General features: G+C 65.1%; 22 protein-coding genes. 14 read left to right on the top strand and 8 right to left on the bottom strand.

The genetic code is table 11. The features are described from left to right. Positions 1–88: 88 nt before the first annotated feature. The 3 genes from AS156_RS14385 to AS156_RS14375 all read right to left on the bottom strand — a co-directional run bounded on the left by AS156_RS14385 (position 89) and on the right by AS156_RS14375 (position 3512). On the bottom strand, positions 89–1516 hold the full coding sequence (locus AS156_RS14385) for a serine hydrolase domain-containing protein (RefSeq protein ID WP_066505047.1): 1428 nt from the start codon (positions 1514–1516) through the stop codon (positions 89–91). Positions 1517–1821: 305 nt separating this feature from the next. Continuing rightward, complete coding sequence (locus tag AS156_RS14380) at positions 1822–2883, bottom strand: helix-turn-helix domain-containing protein (protein ID WP_066505045.1); 1062 nt, start codon at positions 2881–2883, stop codon at positions 1822–1824. Positions 2884–2936: 53 nt separating this feature from the next. Beyond that, a complete protein-coding gene (locus AS156_RS14375; protein ID WP_066505044.1) occupies positions 2937–3512 on the bottom strand; it encodes a GNAT family N-acetyltransferase in 576 nt (191 codons plus the stop codon). Between the two features lie 233 nt (positions 3513–3745). Between AS156_RS14375 and AS156_RS14370 the strand changes: the two genes are divergently transcribed. From AS156_RS14370 to AS156_RS14355, 4 genes are all read left to right on the top strand, one after another. After that, the gene (locus AS156_RS14370; protein ID WP_066505041.1) at positions 3746–4663 is read left to right on the top strand and encodes a pirin family protein; all 918 of its coding nucleotides are present in this window, start codon (positions 3746–3748) and stop codon (positions 4661–4663) included. A 77-nt stretch (positions 4664–4740) separates the two neighbouring features. After that, on the top strand, positions 4741–5655 hold the full coding sequence (locus AS156_RS14365) for a phosphoribosylaminoimidazolesuccinocarboxamide synthase (protein WP_066505038.1): 915 nt from the start codon (positions 4741–4743) through the stop codon (positions 5653–5655). 89 nt (positions 5656–5744) lie between these two features. Next, positions 5745–6551: a crotonase/enoyl-CoA hydratase family protein gene (locus tag AS156_RS14360; protein WP_066505037.1), complete on the top strand. Its 807-nt coding sequence runs from the start codon at positions 5745–5747 to the stop codon at positions 6549–6551. Positions 6552–6639: 88 nt separating this feature from the next. Further along, positions 6640–7686: an alpha/beta fold hydrolase gene (locus AS156_RS14355; RefSeq protein WP_136626220.1), complete on the top strand. Its 1047-nt coding sequence runs from the start codon at positions 6640–6642 to the stop codon at positions 7684–7686. On the opposite strand, the gene AS156_RS14350 is transcribed toward AS156_RS14355, so the two are convergent. Then, complete coding sequence (locus AS156_RS14350) at positions 7683–9053, bottom strand: NAD(P)/FAD-dependent oxidoreductase (protein WP_066505032.1); 1371 nt, start codon at positions 9051–9053, stop codon at positions 7683–7685. The two genes, AS156_RS14355 and AS156_RS14350, sit on opposite strands and share 4 nt — an antisense overlap. A 63-nt stretch (positions 9054–9116) precedes the next feature. After that, the gene (locus tag AS156_RS14345) at positions 9117–9812 is read right to left on the bottom strand and encodes a GntR family transcriptional regulator (RefSeq protein WP_066505031.1); all 696 of its coding nucleotides are present in this window, start codon (positions 9810–9812) and stop codon (positions 9117–9119) included. 139 nt (positions 9813–9951) lie between these two features. Here AS156_RS14345 and AS156_RS14340 point away from each other — a divergent pair, with 139 nt between their 5' ends. From AS156_RS14340 to AS156_RS14315, 6 genes are all read left to right on the top strand, one after another. Further along, positions 9952–10851: a transporter substrate-binding domain-containing protein gene (locus AS156_RS14340; protein ID WP_066505028.1), complete on the top strand. Its 900-nt coding sequence runs from the start codon at positions 9952–9954 to the stop codon at positions 10849–10851. 148 nt (positions 10852–10999) lie between these two features. Continuing rightward, positions 11000–11233, top strand: coding sequence for a hypothetical protein (locus AS156_RS14335; protein WP_136626219.1), 234 nt, complete (start codon positions 11000–11002; stop codon positions 11231–11233). Between the two features lie 13 nt (positions 11234–11246). After that, complete coding sequence (locus tag AS156_RS14330) at positions 11247–11483, top strand: RebB family R body protein (protein WP_066505020.1); 237 nt, start codon at positions 11247–11249, stop codon at positions 11481–11483. Between the two features lie 62 nt (positions 11484–11545). Further along, complete coding sequence (locus AS156_RS14325; RefSeq protein WP_066505019.1) at positions 11546–11800, top strand: RebB family R body protein; 255 nt, start codon at positions 11546–11548, stop codon at positions 11798–11800. A 63-nt stretch (positions 11801–11863) separates the two neighbouring features. After that, on the top strand, positions 11864–12106 hold the full coding sequence (locus AS156_RS14320; protein WP_066505016.1) for a RebB family R body protein: 243 nt from the start codon (positions 11864–11866) through the stop codon (positions 12104–12106). Positions 12107–12156: 50 nt separating this feature from the next. Then, entirely contained in the window at positions 12157–12534 is a 378-nt protein-coding gene (locus AS156_RS14315; RefSeq protein WP_136626218.1) for a RebB family R body protein, read from the top strand. Between the two features lie 109 nt (positions 12535–12643). Here the strand turns inward: AS156_RS14315 and AS156_RS14310 are convergent, their stop codons facing one another. Together AS156_RS14310 and AS156_RS14305 are read right to left on the bottom strand one after the other, a co-directional pair. Further along, a complete protein-coding gene (locus AS156_RS14310; protein WP_066505012.1) occupies positions 12644–14137 on the bottom strand; it encodes an NAD-dependent succinate-semialdehyde dehydrogenase in 1494 nt (497 codons plus the stop codon). A 178-nt stretch (positions 14138–14315) separates the two neighbouring features. Further along, complete coding sequence (locus AS156_RS14305) at positions 14316–14636, bottom strand: hypothetical protein (protein WP_066505353.1); 321 nt, start codon at positions 14634–14636, stop codon at positions 14316–14318. 343 nt (positions 14637–14979) lie between these two features. Here AS156_RS14305 and AS156_RS14300 point away from each other — a divergent pair, with 343 nt between their 5' ends. Next, a complete protein-coding gene (locus tag AS156_RS14300) occupies positions 14980–16173 on the top strand; it encodes a serine hydrolase domain-containing protein (protein WP_066505010.1) in 1194 nt (397 codons plus the stop codon). 159 nt (positions 16174–16332) lie between these two features. Continuing rightward, positions 16333–18027 carry an AMP-binding protein gene (locus tag AS156_RS14295; RefSeq protein WP_066505351.1) on the top strand — a complete coding sequence of 565 codons (1695 nt, stop codon included), beginning with the start codon at positions 16333–16335 and terminating at the stop codon, positions 18025–18027. 129 nt (positions 18028–18156) lie between these two features. Here the strand turns inward: AS156_RS14295 and AS156_RS14290 are convergent, their stop codons facing one another. After that, on the bottom strand, positions 18157–19158 hold the full coding sequence (locus AS156_RS14290) for an adenosine kinase (protein ID WP_066505007.1): 1002 nt from the start codon (positions 19156–19158) through the stop codon (positions 18157–18159). A 165-nt stretch (positions 19159–19323) separates the two neighbouring features. On the opposite strand from AS156_RS14290, the gene murJ reads away from it, so the two are divergent. After that, positions 19324–20862 (top strand): murein biosynthesis integral membrane protein MurJ, encoded by a 1539-nt coding sequence (gene murJ / locus AS156_RS14285; RefSeq protein ID WP_066504999.1) that lies wholly within the window; start codon positions 19324–19326, stop codon positions 20860–20862. A 130-nt stretch (positions 20863–20992) separates the two neighbouring features. After that, positions 20993–22045 (top strand): tryptophan--tRNA ligase, encoded by a 1053-nt coding sequence (gene trpS / locus AS156_RS14280; RefSeq protein ID WP_066504996.1) that lies wholly within the window; start codon positions 20993–20995, stop codon positions 22043–22045. Positions 22046–22070: the final 25 nt, after the last annotated feature.

The following is a 22070-nucleotide window of genomic DNA, read 5'->3' as shown; positions in this document are numbered from 1 at the left end:
TGGGATGTCGAGATTCCGGGTTCGATGCCGTCGCATCGCCCCGGAATGACGGGAATGGTGTCGCGGGTGCGCTCGCTCACACGCACTTTCAATTCCCGCCCGCGAGCTGCGCCTTGCCTGAGGTCGCCGCGACGACATCGCGGACCAGATCGAACACGCCGTCGACATTCGGCGGCGCGTTGGGCGAGCGGCCGAGACGGACGATGACGAGATGCTCGGACGGCACGATAACAACGTATTGCCCGATCGTGCCCTTGGCGAAGAAGGCGTCGCGCGGCCAGCCGTGCTCGACGCGATAGCTGGCGCCGTAGCTGTAGCCGCGATTGGTCCAGAAGCCGGCGCCATAGCCGACCCACGCATTCCGCGTCGGTGACGCGGCGTAGTTCACCCAGCCCTCGGGCAGGATGCGCTTGCCGCCGGCCATGCCGTCGTTGAGATAGAGCTGGCCGAAGCGCGCCCAGTCGCGCGCACTCGCCATCATCTGGCTCCCTCCCTCCGGCGTTCCGACGCCGTCGAACGGCAGCACGACATTGCGCATGCCGAGCGGGCCGAACAGCTCGCGGCGCGCAAAGCGCATGACATCGGCCGCATGCCCGCCGGCCGCATTGCGGATCAGGTGCGAGAGAATGATGTAGTTGCCGTCGTGGTAATTCCAGACCTGGCCGGGCGTGCTCTCCAGCGGGAAGCTCTCGGCAAAGGCGGCCATGTCCGTTTCCGTGAACTGCATCCGGTTGACCGGCTCGAGCGCCGACGCCAGCGAGGCCTGCAGCGAACTGCCGAGCGCCAGCCCCGCGGTGTGGCGCAACAACTGATCGACCGTGATCGCGTGGCGCGGATCATCCGGGTTCTGCCAGGCTGCGATCGGGACCGGCTGATCGCGCGTCAGCTTTCCGTCGCGGACCAGAATTCCGATCAACGCCGAGATCACCGACTTGGTCGCGGAGAATCCGAGCAGCGGCGTCTCGATGCCGATGCCGTCGGCGTAGCGTTCGGCGACGATGTGGCCGTCCTTCATCACCACGATCGCACGGGTGCGGCGGAACGGCGGCTGCGCCGGCTCGGCGAAAGCGCGGTCGAGCGCGGCGGCGAGTTGCGGGCTCTGCGGCGCCACGAGCGACGGCCCCGCGATCTCGGGCAGCGACGCGGCTTGCGGCGTCGCCGGCGGCAGCGGTCCGTCGGCGAACGCCTCGCCGTGATCGAGAGTGCAGCCCATTCCTTCGCGATAGACCGCATGGCTGCGGCCGAGGCCGAACAGCGTCACGGTGACATCTTTGGTGACGCGATCGACCTGATAGTTCATCGCCCAGGTGATCAGGCCGACGCCCGGCATCGCCTCCGTGGTCTCGGAGAAATTGCGCGCCGGGTCGAGCCCGGTCACGAAGGTTTCGGAACAGAGGATGCCGACGACAAACCCGGTCGCAACCTTGGGCACGTCGCGGGCGCGGGCAGCGGAGAAGACTAGCGCGCTGAGCGCTGATGTGGCGGCAAGGGTGAGAATGAGCTTTCGACGGGTCACGGTGATCCTCCGGCATGGCGCGATGAGTGCGTGGCGGGGATGAAGCCGGATGCGGCGCGGGGACGCTCGCCGGATTTGGAAGTCGGGCTGGCCGAGGATTGAGGCGGACTCGCCGATTCTGGAATTGTTGTGTGATTACAATGGCCGCTGCCGCGACCTCGCTTCACCTCTCCCGCTTGCGGGGGAGGTCGGATCGCATCGAACGATGCGATCCGGGTGGGGGCTCTCTCCCCAAAATGAGAGTGCGTACTTCGCTGAAACACCCCCACCCCGGCCCTCCCCCGCTAGCGGGAGAGGGAGAAGAATCACACCACGCTCGCCTTCAGCCGCCGGTATTCCGTCGGCGTCACGCCCGTCGTCGCCTTGAAGGCGCGGTTGAAGGGGCCGAGTGACTGGAAGCCGGCGTCCATGGCGATGGTGATGACCGGGACTTCGGCCTGCGTGGGATCGGCGAGCGCCACCTTGGCTTCCTCGATCCGGTGGTTGTTGAGGAAGACGTTGAAATTGCGATAGCCGAGCCGCTGATTGATCAGCCGGCGCAGGCGGTATTCCGGGATCTTGAGCCGCGTCGCCAGCGTTCCGATGGTGATGTTGTCATGGCGGTAGATGCGCTCGTCCGCCATCAGCCGCATCAAGCCATCGACCAGCTTCTGGTCCGCCGCGTCCTCCGCTGCGGCCGGCGGCGCGTTGGCGACCACCGGCTCGACCGGCGCGGCGAACAGGTCGGCGCCATCGACGCGCATCATCGTCCAGGTAATGGCCGCGACGATGGCGGCGAGCATGGCCGCGTTGAGCAGGTTGGCCCACTCCACGGTCACGCGGCTGCCGGCATACGCGATCTGCAGCAGCGCGTTCATTCCGCCGTACAGCGCTGACGCAGCGACGATGAAGACGCGGACACGGCGGCGACGCTCGACCAGATCCGCCGACCATGATCCGATGGTCTGCCCCACGGCAAGCGCGATGAAGACGAGCCCCAGCAAATTGACCGTGGTAATCGCTGCCTGCGCGTGGCCGCCGGGCGCGATCCACATGCAATTGACAAAGCTGAACGCCACCACCGCGATCCAGATCAGGCCGTGCCACCAGCGCAGGACGAAGGCGTCATCAAACAGCGCGCGGGTGAACAGCCAGAACACCACGATGTCGCCGGTGGCGAGCGCGATCAGCGGCGCGTGCCAAACCGAGATCGGCTCCCCTGCGCCGATCGACGCGGTCACCGCATGCGCGGCCGCGCCGAGCGCGAAGGCAATCACGAGCCGCCCCGCCAGCACTTTGCGGAAATCCGCGAACATCGAGGCCGCAAGCACCAGCAGCAGCGTCACGGCGGCGGCGCGCAGGCAGAGTTCGGTTGCGGCCAATGTCATCAGTCGAAAGGACCTCCGGGTCAGCCGAACAATCGTCGCTCAAGCGGCGTTTTTCAAGCTGGATCGCGGCGCCAGCGTTGACGCGTCGTCACCCAGATGTCGACGATGTCGCCCTCAAGTTCGCCCGGGCCTTCGTTCACGGCGCCCAGCCGCCGCGCCACCGCCTGCGAGGCGACGTTGACCGGATCGATGCAATGGATGATGCGGTCGAGCGTGAAATTTCCGAACACCCAGTCGATCGCCGCGCGCGACGCTTCCACCGCATAGCCCCGACCACGATAGTCCCTCGCGATACCCCAGCCGACCTCGAAGCCCGGCCACCCCGGCGGATAATAGGGGCCGACACGGCCGATGTAGCGGCCGGAGGCTTTGTCCTCGACCGCGAACATGCCGAAGCCATGCAGCGCCCAGTGCCCGGCGATCACGGCCGCGTTACGCCAGCCATTGATTTCCGACGTCACCGGTCTGTGGTTCGGCGTGATGAAGCGCGCGGTTTCGGGATCGGACAGCATCAGCGTGTTCGCCGCGATGTCGGACGCGCGCCACGGCCGCAGGATCAGGCGCGCGGTCTCGATCGCGGGGCCGTCGACCTGCAAGAGCTTCGCACCTGGCTTGAACAGGGAAACCATCGCTCGCTCCAGTTTCCAAGATTGCTCTGTTATCACGTGTGTGCACGCGCCAGAAGTATATCGTCGTCCCTGCGAAAGCAGGGACCCATAACACCAATATCTGTTGGTACGCAGGGGTGGGGCGGCAGCCTTCGTAAAATAGGCATTTGGGGTTATGGGTCCCGGCTCGCGCTTCGCTTGGCCGGGACGACGGATAGAGAGTACGATCGTCGCGCCAGAGAAGGAGTTTTGCGATGAGCTGGATGCCCTCGACCGATCCCGAACTCGGCGATCCCAAGACCTGCGATGCGCTGGATCTCGTCATCGTGCCGCGCACCCGCGATCTCGGCGACGGCTTTGCCGTGCGCCGCGCGTTGCCGCACGGCAAGCGGCAGATGGTCGGGCCCTTCATCTTCTTCGATCATTTCGGACCGGTGCAGTATCTCGCCGGCAAGGGCATGGACGTGCGGCCGCATCCGCATATCGGGCTCGCCACCGTCACCTATCTGTTCGACGGCAGCATCATGCATCGCGACAGCGAGGGCAACGTCCAGGAGATCGAGCCGGGCGCGATGAACCTGATGACCGCCGGCCGCGGCATCGCGCATTCCGAGCGCACGCCAGACGTACAGCGCCGCGACGGGCAGAAGATGCTGGGGCTGCAAAGCTGGATCGCGCTGCCGGCCGGTAAAGAAGAGATCGCGCCGTCGTTCCAGCACTACTCGGCCGGCGACCTGCCGATGATCTCGGAGCGCGACTTCAACGCGCGGGTGATCGCGGGCTCTGCCTTCGGCATCACCTCGCCGGTCAGCATGGTCTCGCCGTGGTTCTACACCGAGGTGACGGCAAAGGCCGGCACAAGCGTGCCGCTCGATCCCGATCACGAGGAGCGCGCGATCTACATCGTCGACGGCGAGGTCGAGATCGCCAATGAGCGTTACGAGGGACCGCGGCTCCTGATCTTCCGGCCCGGCGACCGCATCACCGTGAAGACGCGGCAGCCGACCAGGATGATGTTTTTGGGCGGCGACGCACTGGAAGGCCCGCGCCACATCTGGTGGAATTTCGTTTCCTCCTCCAAGGAGCGGATCGAGCAGGCCAAACAGGACTGGAAAACCGGCCGTTTCGCCGCGGTTCCGCAGGAACACGAGTTCATTCCGCTGCCGGAGTGAGCTATCTCCTGCAGCAGTCTCCTTGCCGCCCGCGTGTCGAGCGCGGGCGGGCCGCTTTTGCCAGAAAGACCACGCCCATGACCGCGATGCTATCAAGCGATTTGCCCCTGCCCCGGATCGGCCGCGGCAAGGTGCGCGATATCTATGCCGTCGGCGACGACCGCGTGCTGCTGCTCACCACCGACCGCATCTCGGCGTTCGACGTGGTGATGGCGGAGACCATCCCGATGAAGGGCGCGGTGCTGACCCAGATCAGCGCCTGGTGGTTCCGGCAGCTCGAAGGCACCGTGCCGCATCACATGATCAGCGCCGATGCCGACGAGATCATCCGCGCCGTGCCCGCGCTGAAGGACCATCGCGCCGACATCCTGGGTCGCGCGATGCTGTGCAAGCGGACCACGGTGTTTCCGATCGAATGCGTGATCCGCGGCTACATCTCCGGCTCGGCCTGGAAGGAATATGCCGCCGAAGGCACGCTCGCCGGCGAGAAGCTGCCCGCGGGTCTCGTCGAGAGCCAGAAGCTCGAACCCGCGATCTTCAGCCCGGCGACCAAGGCCGAGGCCGGCCACGACGAGAACATCACGGTCGCGAAGGTGCGCGAGATCGTAGGTAGCGACGTGGCGGCCACGCTGGAGAAGATGGCGCGCGACGTCTACGGCTATGGCGAGCAGACCAGCCGCGCCCGCGGCATCATCATCGCCGACACCAAGTTCGAATTCGGCCGCGAGCAGGACGGCCGCATCATCCTGATCGACGAGGTGATGACGCCGGACTCCTCGCGCTTCTGGGCGGTCGACGCCTACAAGCCCGGCCAGCCGCAGCCGAGCTTCGACAAGCAGCCGCTGCGCGACTATCTCGACGCCGAGCGCAAAGCCGGCCGCTGGAACGGCGACGCCCCCGCGCCAGCGCTGCCGGCAAGCGTGGTCGACGCGACGAGCAAGCGCTATCTCGAAGCTTACAGGCGCGTGACGGGGAGCGAGCTGAAGGTCTAGCTCCGCGCGCAATGACGGCGCTGGGATTGCCCAAACCTCACTGCTGATGTCACTCTGCGGACAGAACAAAAGCATCAGGGAGTGCCCCCATGTCCGAGGCCGATAGCGTGGTTGTCGAGCGCGATGGCGCCATCACCATCATCTCGATCAACCGTCCGCATTGCCGCAACGCTGTCGACGGCGCCACCGCGCGCAAGCTGTATGACGCGTTCCTGGCGTTCGACGCCGATGCCAGCGCATCGGTCGCGGTGTTCACCGGCACCGGCGGCTACTTCTGCGCCGGCGCGGATTTGAAGGCTGTTGCCACAGGCGATCCCAACAAGAAGCGCGAGATCGGCGGCCACAACACCATCGCGCCGATGGGGCCGAGCCGGTTGCGATTGTCAAAGCCGGTGATCGCAGCGGTCGAGGGTTTTGCAGTCGCCGGCGGCATGGAGCTCGCGCTCTGGGCCGACATGCGCGTGGTCGCGGAAGACGCAACCTTCGGCATCTTCTGCCGCCGCTTCGGCGTGCCGCTGATCGATCTCGGCACCATCCGCCTGCCGCGGCTGATCGGCCATTCGCAGGCGATCGACCTGATCCTCACCGGACGCCCGGTCGGCGGACCCGAAGCGCAGCGCATGGGGCTAGCGAACCGGCTGGTGCCGAAGGGCGAAGCCCGTGCGCATGCGATCGCGCTCGCCAAGAACATCGCAAAATTCCCGCAGAACTGCATGCGCGCCGACCGGCTGTCGGCGCTGCGGCAATGGGATCTCGAGGAGGAAGACGCGATCAGGAACGAGATGCGCGGCGGGCTCGAGGTGATCGCCTCCGGCGAAACGCTATCCGGCGCGATGCGCTTTGCGTCCGGCATCGGCCGGCACGGCGCGTTCGGCAGTGAAGGCGGCAACGGGTAGTCTCAAAGCGCCGGCCTTTCAAGGCGCCGGCCTTTGCGTTCGCGCCGCGAACGTGCTGAGCTGCCGCACCCATTCCGGAAGCAAGAAGATGTCCGCACAATCGATCGCAACCGAGCTGAAAAACTTCACCACATCCGATATCCGGCTGCAGAACGGCAGCGTGCTGCCGGAGGTCACGATCGCGTACCGCACCGTCGGTACGCTAGCGCCCAACCGTGACAATGTCGTGCTGATCACCCACGGCAACACCAGCGGGCCGCAGATGATCGATCCGGGCGGATCGACCGGCGAAGGCAGCTGGTCTGAGATCGTCGGGCCCGGCAAGCCCGTCGATACCAATCGCTACTTCGCGATCTGCCCGAACATGCTGGGCTCGTCCTACGGCTCGACCAACGCGGCGAGCATCGACCCGCGGACGGGCCGGCGTTACGGGCCGCGCTTCCCTGATATCACCGTCACCGACATCGTCGCCACCCAGCGCGCACTGCTCGATGATCTCGGCATCGAGAAGCTCGTTGCGGTCGTCGGCCCGTCCTATGGCGGCTTCCAGGCGCTGCAATGGGCCGTGAACTATCCCGACGCCATGCGCGGCATCGCTGCTGTCGTCACCGCGCCGCTGGTGCCGCGCGAGCGCGCCGAGGGCAACGTCGCTCGCCTGATGGCGGCACTGTCGCGGGATCCGAACTGGAGCGGCGGCGACTATTACGATCATGGCGGCGTGCTCGAGAGCATGATCCAGATCCGCACGGCGACGCTGAAGACCTACGGCATCGAAACGCGGCTGCGCGATACGCTGACCGATCCCGCGGACATCGAGGCCGCGGTCCGCGCCGAAGCGGCGGAATGGGCCCGAGGGTTCGACGCCAACTCGCTGCTGACGCTTGCCAAGGCGCTGCGCGGCTTCGACGTGACGGCGCAGTTCGGACGGATCAGGGCCAAGGTGCTCTATGTGCTGTCGCGAACCGACAAGCTGTTCCCGCCGGAGCTCGCGCCGCAGGTGATGCCGGCGCTGAAGGCCGCCGGCGTCGACGCCGATTATTTTCTGCTCGACAGCGACTACGGCCACTCCGCATCGGGCCGCGACGCGCACAAATGGGCGCCTCGGCTGCGCACGTTCATGGACAGCCTCGGTTAGAGCAGACCCCGGCTCTCGCTCGCCTCGAGCTGCTTCATCAACGACTGGTCCTGATAGCGCGCGAGCGAAAGGCTGCGTGCGAATGGCGGGACGGGCGCGCCGACGACCGCGCGGGCGCAGAGATCGCCCGTGGCACAAGCGCCCATCGTGCCGTAACCCGAGAGCGCGGTCGCGAGGAACACGCCCGGCGTTTTCGCGGCGCCAATCAGCGGCCAGTTCTCCTTCGTCATCGGATAGTAGCCGCCGTAATGCACCCGGTTGCGCGGCAGTGCGCCGAGATATTGCGCAAGTGCCGGCTGCAATCGGCTCGCTGCGCGGAGCACGACTTCAGGGAAGTACGGATTGAGCTCCGGCTCGCGCACCGGATCGGTGGTCGCCTCGGCATTGAAGGCCCAGCCAAGCTTGATCCATTCGCCATGATCGCCACCATCGGGCCGGCAATGGATGCTGCCGGGCATCGGCGCCAGCAGCCTTGCGAATTCCGGCGCCGACGCAAGCGCCTCGCGCTCGTCATCCGACCAGGCAAGCGTCTGGCCATCGAGATCGATCGCAAACGGCATGCGGCGATCGACCGCGCGATTGCGATCGGCGAACGCGATCTTCTGCTGCAGCACGTTGAAGATCGGCAGCTCCTCGCCATGCATTGCGGCGACGTGCGCGGCGAACGGTCCTACAGCGTTGACAATGATGTCGGCCTTGATGGTTTGGCTCGCGCCATCGGCAAGCACATCGACAACGAAGCGGTCCGTCTTGGCGATGCCGAGAACCTTGGCTTGCTGAAACTGCGCGCCGGTCGGACGCATCGTCTCCAGCATGTATTGCCCGAGCTGCTGGCCGCTGATGTCGCCTGCCCTGCGGATGTGCAGGGCAGTCGCGATCTCCTTGTCGAACCTCGGATAGTATGTCTGGATCAGATCGCGGCCGAGCAGGACATCGACGCCGTCAGGCGCGCTTTGCCAGTCCGCCGAATGCGGCGGCAGATAATTGCCGCCCGATCCCTCATGCAGACGAATCTGTTTCGCGGCCTGCTCGCCATAGCCGGCGTATAATTGCTGCAGCAGCTCGCCGGGCTTCTCTTCGCGCGTGACCAGCAGGTATCCGCGCCGCGTCATGTGGATGCGATTGTCCGTGCGGCGCGCGATATCTTCCATCAGGTCGGTCGAGTAGTTGGTGAAATCGGCCATCGTCGGATGCGGCCACCAGTTGCGGTAGTTCTCGCCCGATTGCGCCGAAGTCAGCGCCATCGGCTGGCCCTCGTCGACCATCAGGAGGCGCGAGCGCTTGTACTGGACGGCAAGATAATAGGCCGTGGCGATGCCGACGATGCCGGCACCGATCACCAGGATTTCGACGTCATTGATCTTCACACGCACTCTCCTGCGGCCCGATGGCACGGCCGGCGATGGTTGATTTCGAAGCGGCGGTCGCGATCAGCTCTCGGCGCCCGCGTCGCGCGCGGCCTGACGCTGCGCCGATCGCAGCGTCTTCTGCGTCTCCTCGATGTGCTCGCGCAAAAGGCGGGACGCCTTCTTGACCTCGCCGTCGCGGCACAGCTCGAGCAGCCGGTAATGCTCGCGCTGCGGACGCTCCTTGCCGGTCGCCTGCGACACCAGCGCGCGCGTGAAGCGGCTGACATGGCCGTAATTCGCCTCGATCATCGCGAGCAGGCGCGGGCGATTGCACGGCGCGTAGAGCGTCGCGTGGAATTTCCAGTTGAAGGCGCCCCATTTCGCCGGATCAGGCTCCGTGTCGTAGGCGCGCAGGATCCGTGTTGCTTCGTCGAGATCGATCTCGCCCATCGCGGGGATCGCCAGCCGCAACGCGTGGCATTCGAGCGCGATACGGATTTCAAGCAGCTCGATCACCTCGTCGATCGACAAATCGGAGACAACCGCGCCGCGATTCGGCAGGATCGTCACGAAGCCTTCGGCCTCCAGTTGCCGGAGCGCTTCCCGCACCGGAATGCGGCTGGTTCCGAACCGCTCGGCCAGTTCGTCCTGGCGAAGCTGAAGCCCGGGGACCAGCTCGCCTGAGCTGATGGCCCGCCGCAGCGCCTCGCGCACCGCGTCAGGCGCGGAGCCGTGAGTTCCCGCCCCTCGGCCGCCTGTGGCGGTTCCAGTTCCCATCCGGCTTCCCTCGCTGCCTATGCAGACTACGATATCCGATCGTACGTTTATTGTATAAAATTGCGTTGTCGATTATGCAACCGTGCGTACAAAATCCTGCCTTGTTGCATCCACTTCCGCCAACGTTCGGGATCGTGTGATGAATTCAGTCCACAAGCGCCTGATTTTCCTAGTCTTTCTGGCAATCCTGGCATCCGGGCCGACTCACGCCCAGTCTCCGGGTGGCACGCTGGCCAATATCCGCGACAGCGGCGAGATCCGGCTTGGGCACCGCGACGTCTCGGTCCCCTTCTCCTATCTCGACGACAACCAGAAGCCGGTCGGCTTCGCGATGGACCTCTGCGCGCGGATCGTCGATGCCGTGAAACGGGAGCTCAAGCTGCCGTCGCTGCAGACCAGGTTGCAGCCGATCCAGCTCTCGACCCAGATTCCGCTGATCGAGAACGGCACCATCGACATCGTCTGCGGTCCCGCGACCAACACGGTGGAACGGCAGAAGGTGGTCGCCTTCAGCGACACCATCTTCGTGTCGAGCATCCGCGCCGTGGTGCGCAAGGATTCGCCGATCAGGACCTTCGAGGATCTGAGCGGGCGGCCGGTGTCGTTAACCTCGGGCTCAACCTCGATCGGCCTGCTGGCGGCACGTGCCCAGGAGAAGAATTTCCAGACCAAGAATATCCTGACCCCGGATCATGGCGCGTCGTTCCTCGCGCTGACGACGGGACGCAGCGAAGCCTTCATCATGGACGACATCCTGCTCGCCAGCCTGATCGCGGGCAGCGCCAATCCGTCCGACTGGCGCATCATCGACGACAGTCTGCGCACCGAGCCCTACGGACTGATCATTCGCAAGGGCGATCCCGAGTTCAAGGCGCTGGTCGACAACACGCTGACCGGCATGATGAAGGACAACGAATTCCAGGAACTCTACGCCAAATGGTTCACGCGCCCGATCCCGCCGAAGAATGTGAACCTGAACTTCCCGATGACCGCGCCGCTGAAGGACGCGGTGGCCAATCCAAACGACAAGGGCGTGTGACGGCCGCTTCCGCGATCGCGTCGAGCGGGCATGCCTGGCCGTTGCCCCATGATGGATCAACTCAACCTCAGCGGGAATTCACTTGACTCGCTGATGTCGAGCCGCAATAGTCCGCGCACATTATCTATTCTGGCTTATGGAGCCCGTTATGGTTGAGGCCACTGACCAGGCGAGTGACACTCCTGCCCTGCCGAACGCTCAACCTGCTTTAAAAAAGGACGATAAGCCGATTCCAAGCAAGCAAGAGACCGCCGCCGCGGAAGCCAAGGCGTCATGGGGGGAGGTTCTGAACGCGATGCACGCCGCCGAGGACGCTGTGTCCAAGGCTGTGCAAGGCATGGCGGACTCTCAGAAGCAATCCATTTCAGACAATCTTAAGTAGAAAGCTATGCAACATGGCATTTCCGACATCACTCAATTCGGCAATCACCGACTCCGTCAGCCAGACCAACGTCCAGGTTCTCGGCGACGCACCCGCGACCGCGATGGGAAATCTCTTTCAGGCGGCGGCACAGGCGCTTGCGAACGCGGCCCTGAACGCAACGAACGCCCAGCAACAGAACTTCGCACTGGCCGAGGCGGTCACCGCGAGCTGCGTGCGGACCCTGCTGGGCTCCGCCGCAACAGCCTAATCGACGCCGCACCAGAAACCCGAGACAGATCATAGCCACATCAGGCAACAGGAAGACACGCCATGGCATTTCCGACATCCGTGAACGATCAGATTACCGATTCCGTGACCCAGGCCGACGTTCACGTGCTCGGCGATGCGCCTGCGGTCGCAATGGGGAATGTCTTTCAAGCGTTTGCGCTGGCCCAGGCGAGCGCATTCCAGAACGCCGCAAATGCGCAGCAGCAGAACCTTGTCATGACCCAGGCCGCGACCACGCGCGGCGTGCAAATCCTGCTGGGCTCGGTCGCGGCGCCGGCAGCCGCGACGCGATCGTAACGCCGAACACCGTCACGAATTCCACGATCCGCAATTGACATCAAGGAACAGGACAAAGCTCCCATGGCATTTCCGACTGCAGTAAACAGCCAGATCACCGATTCCGTAACCCAGGCCGACGTGCAGGTTCTCGGCGACGCGCCGGCGATCGCGATGGGGAACGTCTACATGGCGGTGGCGCAGGCGCTCGCGACCGCCGCGCAGAACGCCACCAACGCGCAACAACAGAACTTCGCGCTCGCCCAGGCCGTGACCACGCGCTGCATTCAGGTCCTGCTGGGCTCGGCCGCGGCTGTGAAGGCGTAAGCGGCGCCGCGACGCTTCGCTGCGTGAATGTTTTCGAAAGGCTCTTCGACATGACCGATGCTGCTGCTCGCGCGGAGTCTCCGGGCGCCGAATTGAACGACCAGATCAGGGATGCCGTCGAGCAGTTGAACGAATCGTTCAAGGGCATGAACCCAAATGTGCCCGAAGCCATCGCCTATCAGGCGATGGCGCATGCGGTCGCACTGGCCCTGCAGAACACGGTCCTGCAACAACAACACGACTACATGCTGCGTAACTCCCTGACGACAGCCGCGGCAGCGTCTCTGCTCGAAGGCCGACGCGAGGAGGCGGAAGCCGTGCTGAAGCTGGCGGACGAGAAGCTCGGCGGCCGGCTGAACCTCAGCGAGGAGATCGCCAGGATCGGCGAGGCGCTGAAAGGCATCGGCGAACAGTTCAGAACGCACTGACTGCCCGCCGCAACGTTCGCCGAGCCAATTCTGATTTGGGATCACGGCAGGCTTCGTCGAGGCAGAATTGCCGTCGTCCAGCAAGCGCCGGACGACAGCATAGGCCGGGTTAGACGCCGGCCATCATCACGTATTTGATCTCGACATATTCTTCCATGCCGTGGCGCGAGCCTTCGCGGCCGAGACCGCTTTCCTTCACGCCGCCGAACGGTGCGACTTCCGTCGTGATCAGGCCGGAGTTGACGCCGACCATGCCCGACTCCAGCGCTTCGGCGACGCGCCAGACGCGGCCGATGTCGCGGGAATAGAAGTAGGAAGCGAGGCCGAACGGCGAGGCGTTGCACATCGCGATCACATCGGCTTCGTCCTTGAAGCGGATCACCGGCGCAAGCGGGCCGAAGGTTTCCTCACGCGCCACCAGCGCGTCCGGCTTCACGTCCGACAGCACGGTCGGCTCGAAGAAGCTGCCGCCGAGCGGCGAGCGCTTGCCGCCGGTCACGACCTTGGCGCCGCCCTTCACCGCGTCGGCGATATGCCGCTCGACCTTCTCGATCGCTTCCATGTTGATCAGCGGCCCCTGCACCACGCCGGCTTCAGTGCCGTCGCCGATCTTCATCTCGGCAACCTTCTTCGAGAGCTTCTGCACGAACTGATCGTAGATCTTGTCCTGGGCGTAGAGGCGGTTGGCGCAAACGCAGGTCTGGCCCATGTTGCGGTACTTGGAGACGAGCGCGCCCTCGATGGCGGCATCGATATCGGCATCGTCAAACACCACGAAGGGTGCGTTGCCGCCGAGCTCGAGGCCTAGCTTCTTCACGCCGACCGCGGCCTGCCGGTACAGGATCTTGCCGACCTCGGTCGAACCGGTGAAGCCGACGAAGCGCACCGCCGGATGCTCGCACAGCACCTTGCCGATCGGCGGCGCGTCTCCGGTGATGATGTTGAACACGCCCTTCGGCACGCCGGCCTTCTCGGCCAGCGCGGCGAGCGCAAGCGCGGAGAGCGGCGTCTCGTTGGCGGGCTTGAGCACGACCATGCAGCCGGCGGCCAGCGCCGGCGACACCTTGCGCGTGATCATCGAGTTCGGGAAATTCCACGGCGTGATCGCGCCGCAAACGCCGATCGGCTGCCGGATCGCCAGCAGGCGGGCATCCGGCCGCTGGGTCGGGATGGTCTCGCCATAGACGCGGCGCGCCTCTTCGGCGAAGAACTCGACATAGGCCGCGCCGATATCGACCTCGCCGAGGGCTTCCGCCAGTGGCTTGCCCTGCTCGGAGGTCAGGATCAGCGCGAGGTCCTCGCGATTGGCGATGATCAGGTCGAACCACTTGCGCAGGATGTTGGAGCGCTGCTTGGCGGTCAGCTTGGCCCAGGCCGGAAATGCGCGCTCGGCGGCTTCGACGGCCTTGGTCGCGTCCGCAGCGTTCATTTGGGGGATCTTGATCAGTTCCGCGCCGGTGGCCGGATTGTTGACGGCGAACTCCGGCGTGCCGACCCAGGCACCATCGATATAGCAGCGGTCGCGCAGCAGGGACGGATCCTTCAGGCGGTCGTGGAGGGATGCTGCGGATTGCGAAGCGCGTGCGGCAACGGGTGGGGTCATAGCGTTACTCCTGAACGTCCTGGTGGGGATTCGCGGCCTATATAGGCCGAAACACGCCGCGATGCATTGTCTGCGACGCGGCTCTGCTTGCACGCAAATGCGGTGCTGAGACCGGATCGCTGAGGGCTCGATCCGGGGCGTCCGGAGGACGAACCCGGAATGACAGTTTCATGTGATGTCAGGCCGCGCCGCTCATATAAGTCTCGCGGCGGCCGATCATGCGCTGGGCGGCGGCCTTGGCATCCGCCTTGGTCGAGGTCGCACAGGTGCGATATTCAAGATCAGCCTGCGCCTTGGTGTCGCGGCGGCCGAACCAGGATCGCGAGCCGGTCTGCAGCAGCGCCAGAGCCTGCGCGACATTGTCGACCGCCTCGAACGAGTGCAGCGCTCCGGTACCCGCGTAGCGAACTTCATAGAGGCCGGGGCTGATTGGCGCTTCGATATTCTCGCCGCGGCCGGGCCGCGGATAGCGCTTCCATTCACTCCACGTCGAAATCATCACAGCGTCCCCGCAACCCCGGCCGTCACGGCCAGCTTTCTTCAAATCATCGGTTTAGGCCGCACTGTTTATGCAGCGATCTGAATGCGTTAATGCAAAACAACAGGCACGGAAATCAACCTCGCAATCACGTTACCGTGGGTCGCCCCCGGGGTCATCAGGGTTGCGGCGGAGTTCGCGACGAAATCTGCGCGCGTGGTGAATGCAGGCCGCGCAAGACCGTTCCTGTTGCGCTGCCCTCACGAGATCGCGACGCGATCGCCCCGCGCCCTGCTTGCGGGGCTCCCAAAGCGGGAGGATGATCGCCTCACTCCAGAACAATAACCCACCGGAGGAAATCCCAATGCAAGGCAAGGCTCAGATCGATCAGCTTCTGCGTCAGAAGAGCGACGCCAAGGAGATACCCGGTGTTGTCGCGGTCGCGGCAACCGGCAAGGACGTGATCTATCAGGGCGCGTTCGGCAAACGCGACCTGTCCAAGGACGATGCCATGACCGCCGACAGCGTGTTCTGGATCGCCTCGATGACCAAGGCCGTGACCTCGGCCGGCGCGATGCAACTCGTCGAACAGGGCAAGCTGTCGCTCGACGAACCGATCGGCAAGCTGTTGCCCGACCTCGCCGCCCCCCAGGTGCTCGACGGCTTCGACGCCAATGGCGAGCCGAAGCTGCGGCCGGCGAAAGCGCCGATCACGCTGCGCAAGCTCATGACCCACACCGCCGGCTTCTGCTACGACCTGTGGAACGCCGACATGGGGAAATATATGGAGAAGACCGGCACGCCCGGGATCATCTCCTGCCTGAATGCCGCGCTGAAGACGCCGCTCGCGAGCGATCCGGGCACGCGCTGGGAATACGGCATCAATATCGACTTCGTCGGCAAGGCGGTGGAAGCCGCATCCGGCAAGAAGCTCGATGCGTATCTGCATGACAATATGTTCGCGCCGCTCGGCATGAGCGACACCGCCTTCAAGATCACGGACAACATGCGCAAGCGGCTGGTCGGCATGCACGCGCGGGGCGAGGACGGAGCGCTGGCGGCGATGCCATTCGAGCTCGAGCAGAATCCGGAATTCCACATGGGTGGCGGCGGGCTGTATTCGACCGCGGCCGACTACATCAAGTTCTGCCAGATGATCCTCAACAAAGGCGAAGGCAACGGCAACCAGCTGTTGAAGCCCGAGACCGTCGCGGCGATGGCGCAGAACCAGATGGGCGATCTCACCGTCGGCAAGATGACGACGGCGGCGCCGCCGTACACCAACGATGTCGACCTCTATCCCGACATGATCAAGAAATGGGGGCTGAGCTTCCTCATCAACGCCGCCAAGACGCCGGAAGGCCGTAGCCCCGGCAGCCTCGCCTGGGCGGGATTGGCCAACACCTATTACTGGATCGATCCGGCGCGCGACGTCTGCGGCGTGATCCTGACGCAGCTGTTGCCGTTCGCGGACAAGCACAGCCTGGAAGCCTTTGCGGGGTTCGAGCGCGGCATCTATGACGGGCTCGATGCCGGCAGCGGCCAGAAGGCGGCCTAAGGTTCCATTGCATGACAGCAGAGGTCCCTTCTTCGCGGGAGGGACCTCTTCAATACCCGCCATAGGTCGGGCGTGTCCGGCCGGCGCCAAGAGTCTAAGATCGCGCAAAACGCGACGTGAAACGCGATCAGGAGGAGGACGATCTTGGCACCCAAGATTCTGGCATCCAAGGCGGAGAGTTATGTTTGCGGCGTGTCCGATACGCCGCTGCTCGGCGAAACCATCGGTCGCAGCCTTGACCGCGCCCGCGCGCGCTGGGGCAGCCGCGAGGCGCTGGTCTCGCCCAGCCACAATGTGCGCTGGACCTGGAACGAATTCGCCGAGCGCGTCGAGGCGCTGGCCGCGGGCTTTCTCGCGCTCGGGCTCACGCGCGGCGAGCGGATCGGCATCTGGTCGCTGAACCGGCCGGAATGGACACTGACGCAATTTGCTGCTGCGAAAGCGGGGCTGATCCTCGTCACCATCAATCCGGCGTATCGGCTGAGCGAGCTCGAATTCGCGCTCGGCAAGGTCGGCTGCGCCGCGATCGTGACGGCGACCGCGTTCAAGACCTCGGCCTATATGGACATGCTGAACACGCTGCTGCCCGAGCTTGCGAGCTCGGAGCCCGGCCGCCTGCAATCGGCGCGGCTGCCGCAATTGCGCGCGGTGATCCAGATCGGCGGTCCGGCTGCGCCCGGCGCTATTCCGTTCGAGGACGTGACGCGCATGGGCGGGCCGCGCCATCTCGAGCAGCTCGCGGCGCTGGCCGAGAGCCTGCAGTTCGACGATCCCGTCAACATCCAGTTCACCAGCGGCACCACGGGCTCGCCCAAGGGCGTGACGCTGACCCACCACAACATCCTCAACAACGGCTACTTCGTCGGCCGCGCGATGCGGCTGACCGAACAGGATCGCCTCTGCATTCCGGTGCCGCTCTATCACTGCTTCGGCATGGTGATGGGCAACCTTGTCTCCGTCACGCTCGGCACCACCATGGTCTATCCCGGCGAAGGCTTCGATCCGCTGGCGACGCTGACGACCCTGGCGCAGGAGAAATGCACCGCGGTGTACGGCGTGCCGACCATGTTCATCGCCGAGCTCGATCATCCGGAATTCTCGCGCTTCGATCTCACGTCGCTGCGCACCGGCATCATGGCCGGCGCGCCCTGCCCGATCGAGGTGATGAAGCGCGTCAACACCGAGATGAACATGAGCGAGGTGACGATCGCCTACGGCATGACCGAGACCAGCCCGGTGAGCTTCCAGAGCGCGACCGACGATCCGCTGGAACGCCGCGTCTCGACGGTCGGGCGCATCCTTCCGCATGTCGAGGTCAAGATCGTCGATCTCGACGGCAAGGTGGTGCCGCGCGGCGAGCGCGGCGAGCTCTGCACCCGCGGCTACAGCGTGATGCTCGGCTATTGGGACGAGAAGGAGAAGACCGCTGACGTGCTCGACGCCAATGGCTGGATGCACACAGGCGACCTCGCCGTGATCGACGACGAGGGTTATTGCAACATTGTCGGCCGCATCAAGGACATGGTCATCCGCGGCGGCGAGAATCTCTATCCAAGAGAGATAGAGGAATTCCTGTACCGCCATCCGAAGATTCAGGACGTGCAGATATTCGGCGTCGCCGACGACCGCTATGGCGAGGAGCTGTGCGCGTGGATCAGGATCCGCCAGGGCGAGACGCTGACCGCAGACGAGGTCCGCGCGTTCTGCCAGGGCCAGATCGCCCACAACAAGATCCCGCGCTATGTCGAGTTCGTGGACGAATTTCCGATGACGGTGACCGGCAAGATCCAGAAATTCGTAATGCGCGAGGCGGTCGAGGCGCGGCTGGGATTGAAGGCCGCGAAGACGGCGTGATGCGCGACCTCACGCTCAACACCGTCATGCCCGGGCTTGTCCCGGGCATCCACGTCTTCCGGTCCGCTCGCGAAGAAAGACGTGGATGGCCGGGTCGAACCCAGCCATGACGGATGGAGAGGTCCTGCCCTAAACCGGAAGCCCCTTCTGCTTCGCCAGATCCTTCAGCGACACCACCGGCCGCGCGCCGATGTGCTGGATGACCTCTGCCGCGGCGAGTGCACCGAGACGGCCGGCGTTTTCATAGCCCGCGTTGCGCACGAGACCGAACATGAAGCCGGCGGCGAACAGATCGCCGGCGCCGGTGGTGTCGACGAGCCTGTCAATCGGGCAGGCCGGCACCGCCGTGACGCCGTCCTTGGCGACGACGACGCAGCCCTTCTCGCTGCGGGTGACGACGCCGAGCTTTGTATCCTTGCCGAACTGTTTCAGCGCGGTGTCGAAATCCGAGGTCTGGTACAGCGAGTGCATCTCGGATTCATTGGCGAACACCAGATCCACCGTGCCCTTGCGCATCAGCTCGAGGAATTCATCGCGGTAGCGATCGACGCAGAATGAATCCGACAGCGTCAGCGCCACCTGGCGTCCCGCGCCATGCGCGATCGTCGCCGCCTTGACGAACGCATCCTTGGCGTTCTTCGGGTCCCACAGATAGCCTTCGAGATAGATGATGCTGGCGGCTTCGATCTGCGCCGGATCGATGTCGTCGGGCGTCAGGTCCTGCGCGGCGCCGAGATAGGTGTTCATGGTGCGCTCGCCGTCCGGCGTGACCAGGATGTAGGAGCAACCGGTGGCTGGCCCGGCCGTCGCGGGCCTGGTGTCGAAGCTCACGCCGGCGGCGCGGATGTCGTGCACGTAGAGCTTGCCGATCTGATCGTCCTTGACCTTGCCGACATAGGCCGCGCGCGCGCCGAGATTGCCGACGCCGACGATGGTGTTGGCCGCGGAGCCGCCCGACATCTCGGTCGCCTGGCCCATATCACCGTAGATCGCGGCGGCGCGGGCTTCGTCGATCAGTTGCATCGAGCCCTTGGTCATGCCGTGACGGGCGAGGAGTGCCTCATCGGTTTGCACCAGCACGTCGAAGATCGCATTGCCGATCCCGAGAACGTCATATTTTGCGTCAGCCATTGACCTGCCCTGTTACGGCTATCCAAGAAGGCTGCGGCCTATCACGTTCGTCCCCGTGGCAGCAAGCCGGGCTCCCTGTGTTCCGTCATCCCCGCGCAAAGGCTTCGCCTTCGTCGCTGGAGGAGCGCTACTGGCAGCGGCGCGCCCTGCTGCTATAGAGGCGCGATGATCCGCTCGTTTCTCACGGTCTCCTCGGGAACGCTGGCCTCGCGACTGCTCGGCTTCGTGCGCGATTCCGTGATCGCGGCACTGCTCGGGGCGGGACCCGTGGCGGATGCCTTCCTGGCGGCATTTCAGCTTGTGAACGTGGTGCGGCGGCTGTTGTCCGAGGGCGGGCTGAACGCCGCGATGGTGCCGGCCTGGCTCAAGGTTCGCGACCGCGATGGCGTCGCCGCCGCAGCCGCCTTTGCGGGCCGGGTGCTCGGCACCGTAAGCGCCACCGTGGTCGTAGCCGCGCTCGTGCTCGGCGTGCTGATGCCGCTGGTGATCGCGGCGATCGCGCCCGGCTTCGTCGGCCGCGACACGCTGCAATTCGCGGTCAGCAATGCGCGGCTGATGCTGCCTTATCTGGCCTTCGCCGGCCCCGTCACCGTGATGATGGCGCTGCTCAACGCGCAGGGCCGCTTCGCGCTGACTGCGTTCTCGCCGCTGCTGTTCAACATCGCACTGATCGCTGTGATGGCCGTGCTGCTGGTGCGGCAGCAGGATCCAGTTCAAGCCGCGCAGATCATGGCAGCGACGATCGGCGTAGCCGGCTTCCTGCAACTCTCGATGCTGGTCCTGCGCGGCGGCCAGGCCGCCTCGCCGCTTCGCGTCTCCTTCGATGGCGAGATGCGCGGCTTCCTCGCCCGTGCGGTTCCCGGCATGGTCGCAAGCAGCGCGCCGCAATGGTTGATGGTGGCGGGCGCGGTGATCGCCTCGACGTCGCCATCGGCGGTATCCTGGCTCTATTTCGCCAATCGCCTGCTCGAGCTGCCGCTCGGCATCGTCGGCGTCGCGATGGGCACCGTGCTGGTGCCGGAGATGACGCGGGCGGTGCGGAGTGGCGAGCACACCGCGATCGCGCATGCGGAATCGCGCGGCCTCGAGCTTGCGGTCGGGCTGGCGTTCCCGGCCACGCTCGGCCTGATGGTGCTGAGCGCGCCGATCACGCGCATCCTGTTCGAGCGCGGCGCATTCACGGCCGATGACACCGCTGCGACCGCGCAGGCCCTGATCTGGCTCGCGCTCGCTCTGCCGGCCCATGTGCTGGTGAAGGCCTTGTCGCCGGCGTTCTTTGCCCGCGAGGACACGCTGACGCCCTTGCTCGCGACTCTGAATGCCATCGTGGTCGCGATCGCCGCCTCGTTCCTGCTCGGGCATTTCCTCGGCGCCAACGGAATCGCCGCCGGTATCGCGCTCGGCGCCTGGAGCAATGCGCTGGCGCTGCTCCGGAAGGGTGCGACCAGCTTCGGCTTCTCGATCGATGCCGACGCGCGCCGCCGCCTGCCGCGCATCCTCGCCGCAGCCGCCGCGATGGGCGCGGCGCTGTGGCTTGCGGAAGGCGTCCTTCCGGTTGCCGGCGCACACGGTTTTGTGCAGGCGGTGTCGCTTCTGCTGCTGATCGCAGCCGGCATGGCGAGCTACGGGCTGTTTTTGCAGCTTTTCGGCGTCGCCGGCTGGCGCGAGGTGATTAACGCCATCAGGCAAAAGCGACCTGCCTGACTTGCGCACGCGGGGCTTAAATGGCAAACGACGCCGCAGACTCATCGTTTGACGCGTTTTCTTCACGCGAACCGATGCCCACTTCGCTCGAAAACGCTTCTAAAGGCAGCCATTTCCGGGAATTTGAACCATGGCGTTCGTTGAACGGGTTTTCTCAGGCGTCCAGCCGACGGGCAACCTGCACCTCGGCAACTACCTCGGCGCGATCGTCAACTTCGTGAAGATGCAGGAGACGTATAACTGCATCTACTGCGTGGTCGACATGCACGCGATCACGCAAGGCGTCGACGTCTGGGGCGGCCCGGCCGAGCTCGCGCGCAACACCCGTGAGGTGACCGCGGCCTTCATCGCCGCGGGTATCGATGCCAAGAAGCACATCGTGTTCAACCAGAGCCAGATCGCCGGCCACGCCGAGCTGACCTGGATCTTCAACTGCGTCGCGCGCATCGGCTGGCTGAACCGCATGACCCAGTTCAAGGAGAAGGCCGGCAAGGACCGCGAGAACGCATCCGTCGGACTCTACGACTATCCGGTGCTGATGGCCGCCGACATCCTGCTCTACCGCGCCACCCACGTGCCGGTCGGCGAGGACCAGAAGCAGCATCTGGAGCTGTCCCGCGACATCGCGCAGAAATTCAACAACGACTTCGTCGATTCAATTCGTGGTCATGGCTTCGCCGACGGCCTGTTCTTCCCGCAGCCCGAGCCGCTGATCACCGGACCCGCGACGCGGGTGATGAGCCTGCGCGACGGCACCAAGAAGATGTCGAAGTCGGACGCATCAGACAATTCGCGCATCAACCTCACCGACGACGCCGACACCATCGCGCAGAAGATCCGCAAGGCAAAGACCGATCCGGAGCCGCTGCCGTCGGAGGAGAAGGGCCTGGAGACGCGACCGGAGGCCGACAATCTGGTCGGCATCTACGCGGCGCTCGCCGGCATCAGCAAGCAGGATGTGCTGAAGCAGTTCGGCGGCGGGCAGTTCTCGAGCTTCAAGAACGCGCTGGTCGAGGTGTGCGTCACCAAACTGGCGCCGATCGCCGCCGAGATGAAGAAGCTGGTCGCCGATCCCGGCCATGTCGACGCGGTGCTGGCCGACGGCGCCAACCGCGCCCGCGGCATCGCCGACGAGACCATGCGCCTGACCAAGGACATCGTCGGCTTCATCCGCCAGCGCTAACGCGACACGGCGAACAGGAACCACG

Origin of the sequence: Bradyrhizobium macuxiense (assembly GCF_001542415.1) — a bacterium.
Classification (GTDB): Bacteria; Pseudomonadota; Alphaproteobacteria; order Rhizobiales; family Xanthobacteraceae; genus Bradyrhizobium; species Bradyrhizobium macuxiense.
The sequence above is the reverse complement of the archived record's forward strand: the minus strand, read 5'-3'. Positions and strand labels throughout refer to the sequence as shown.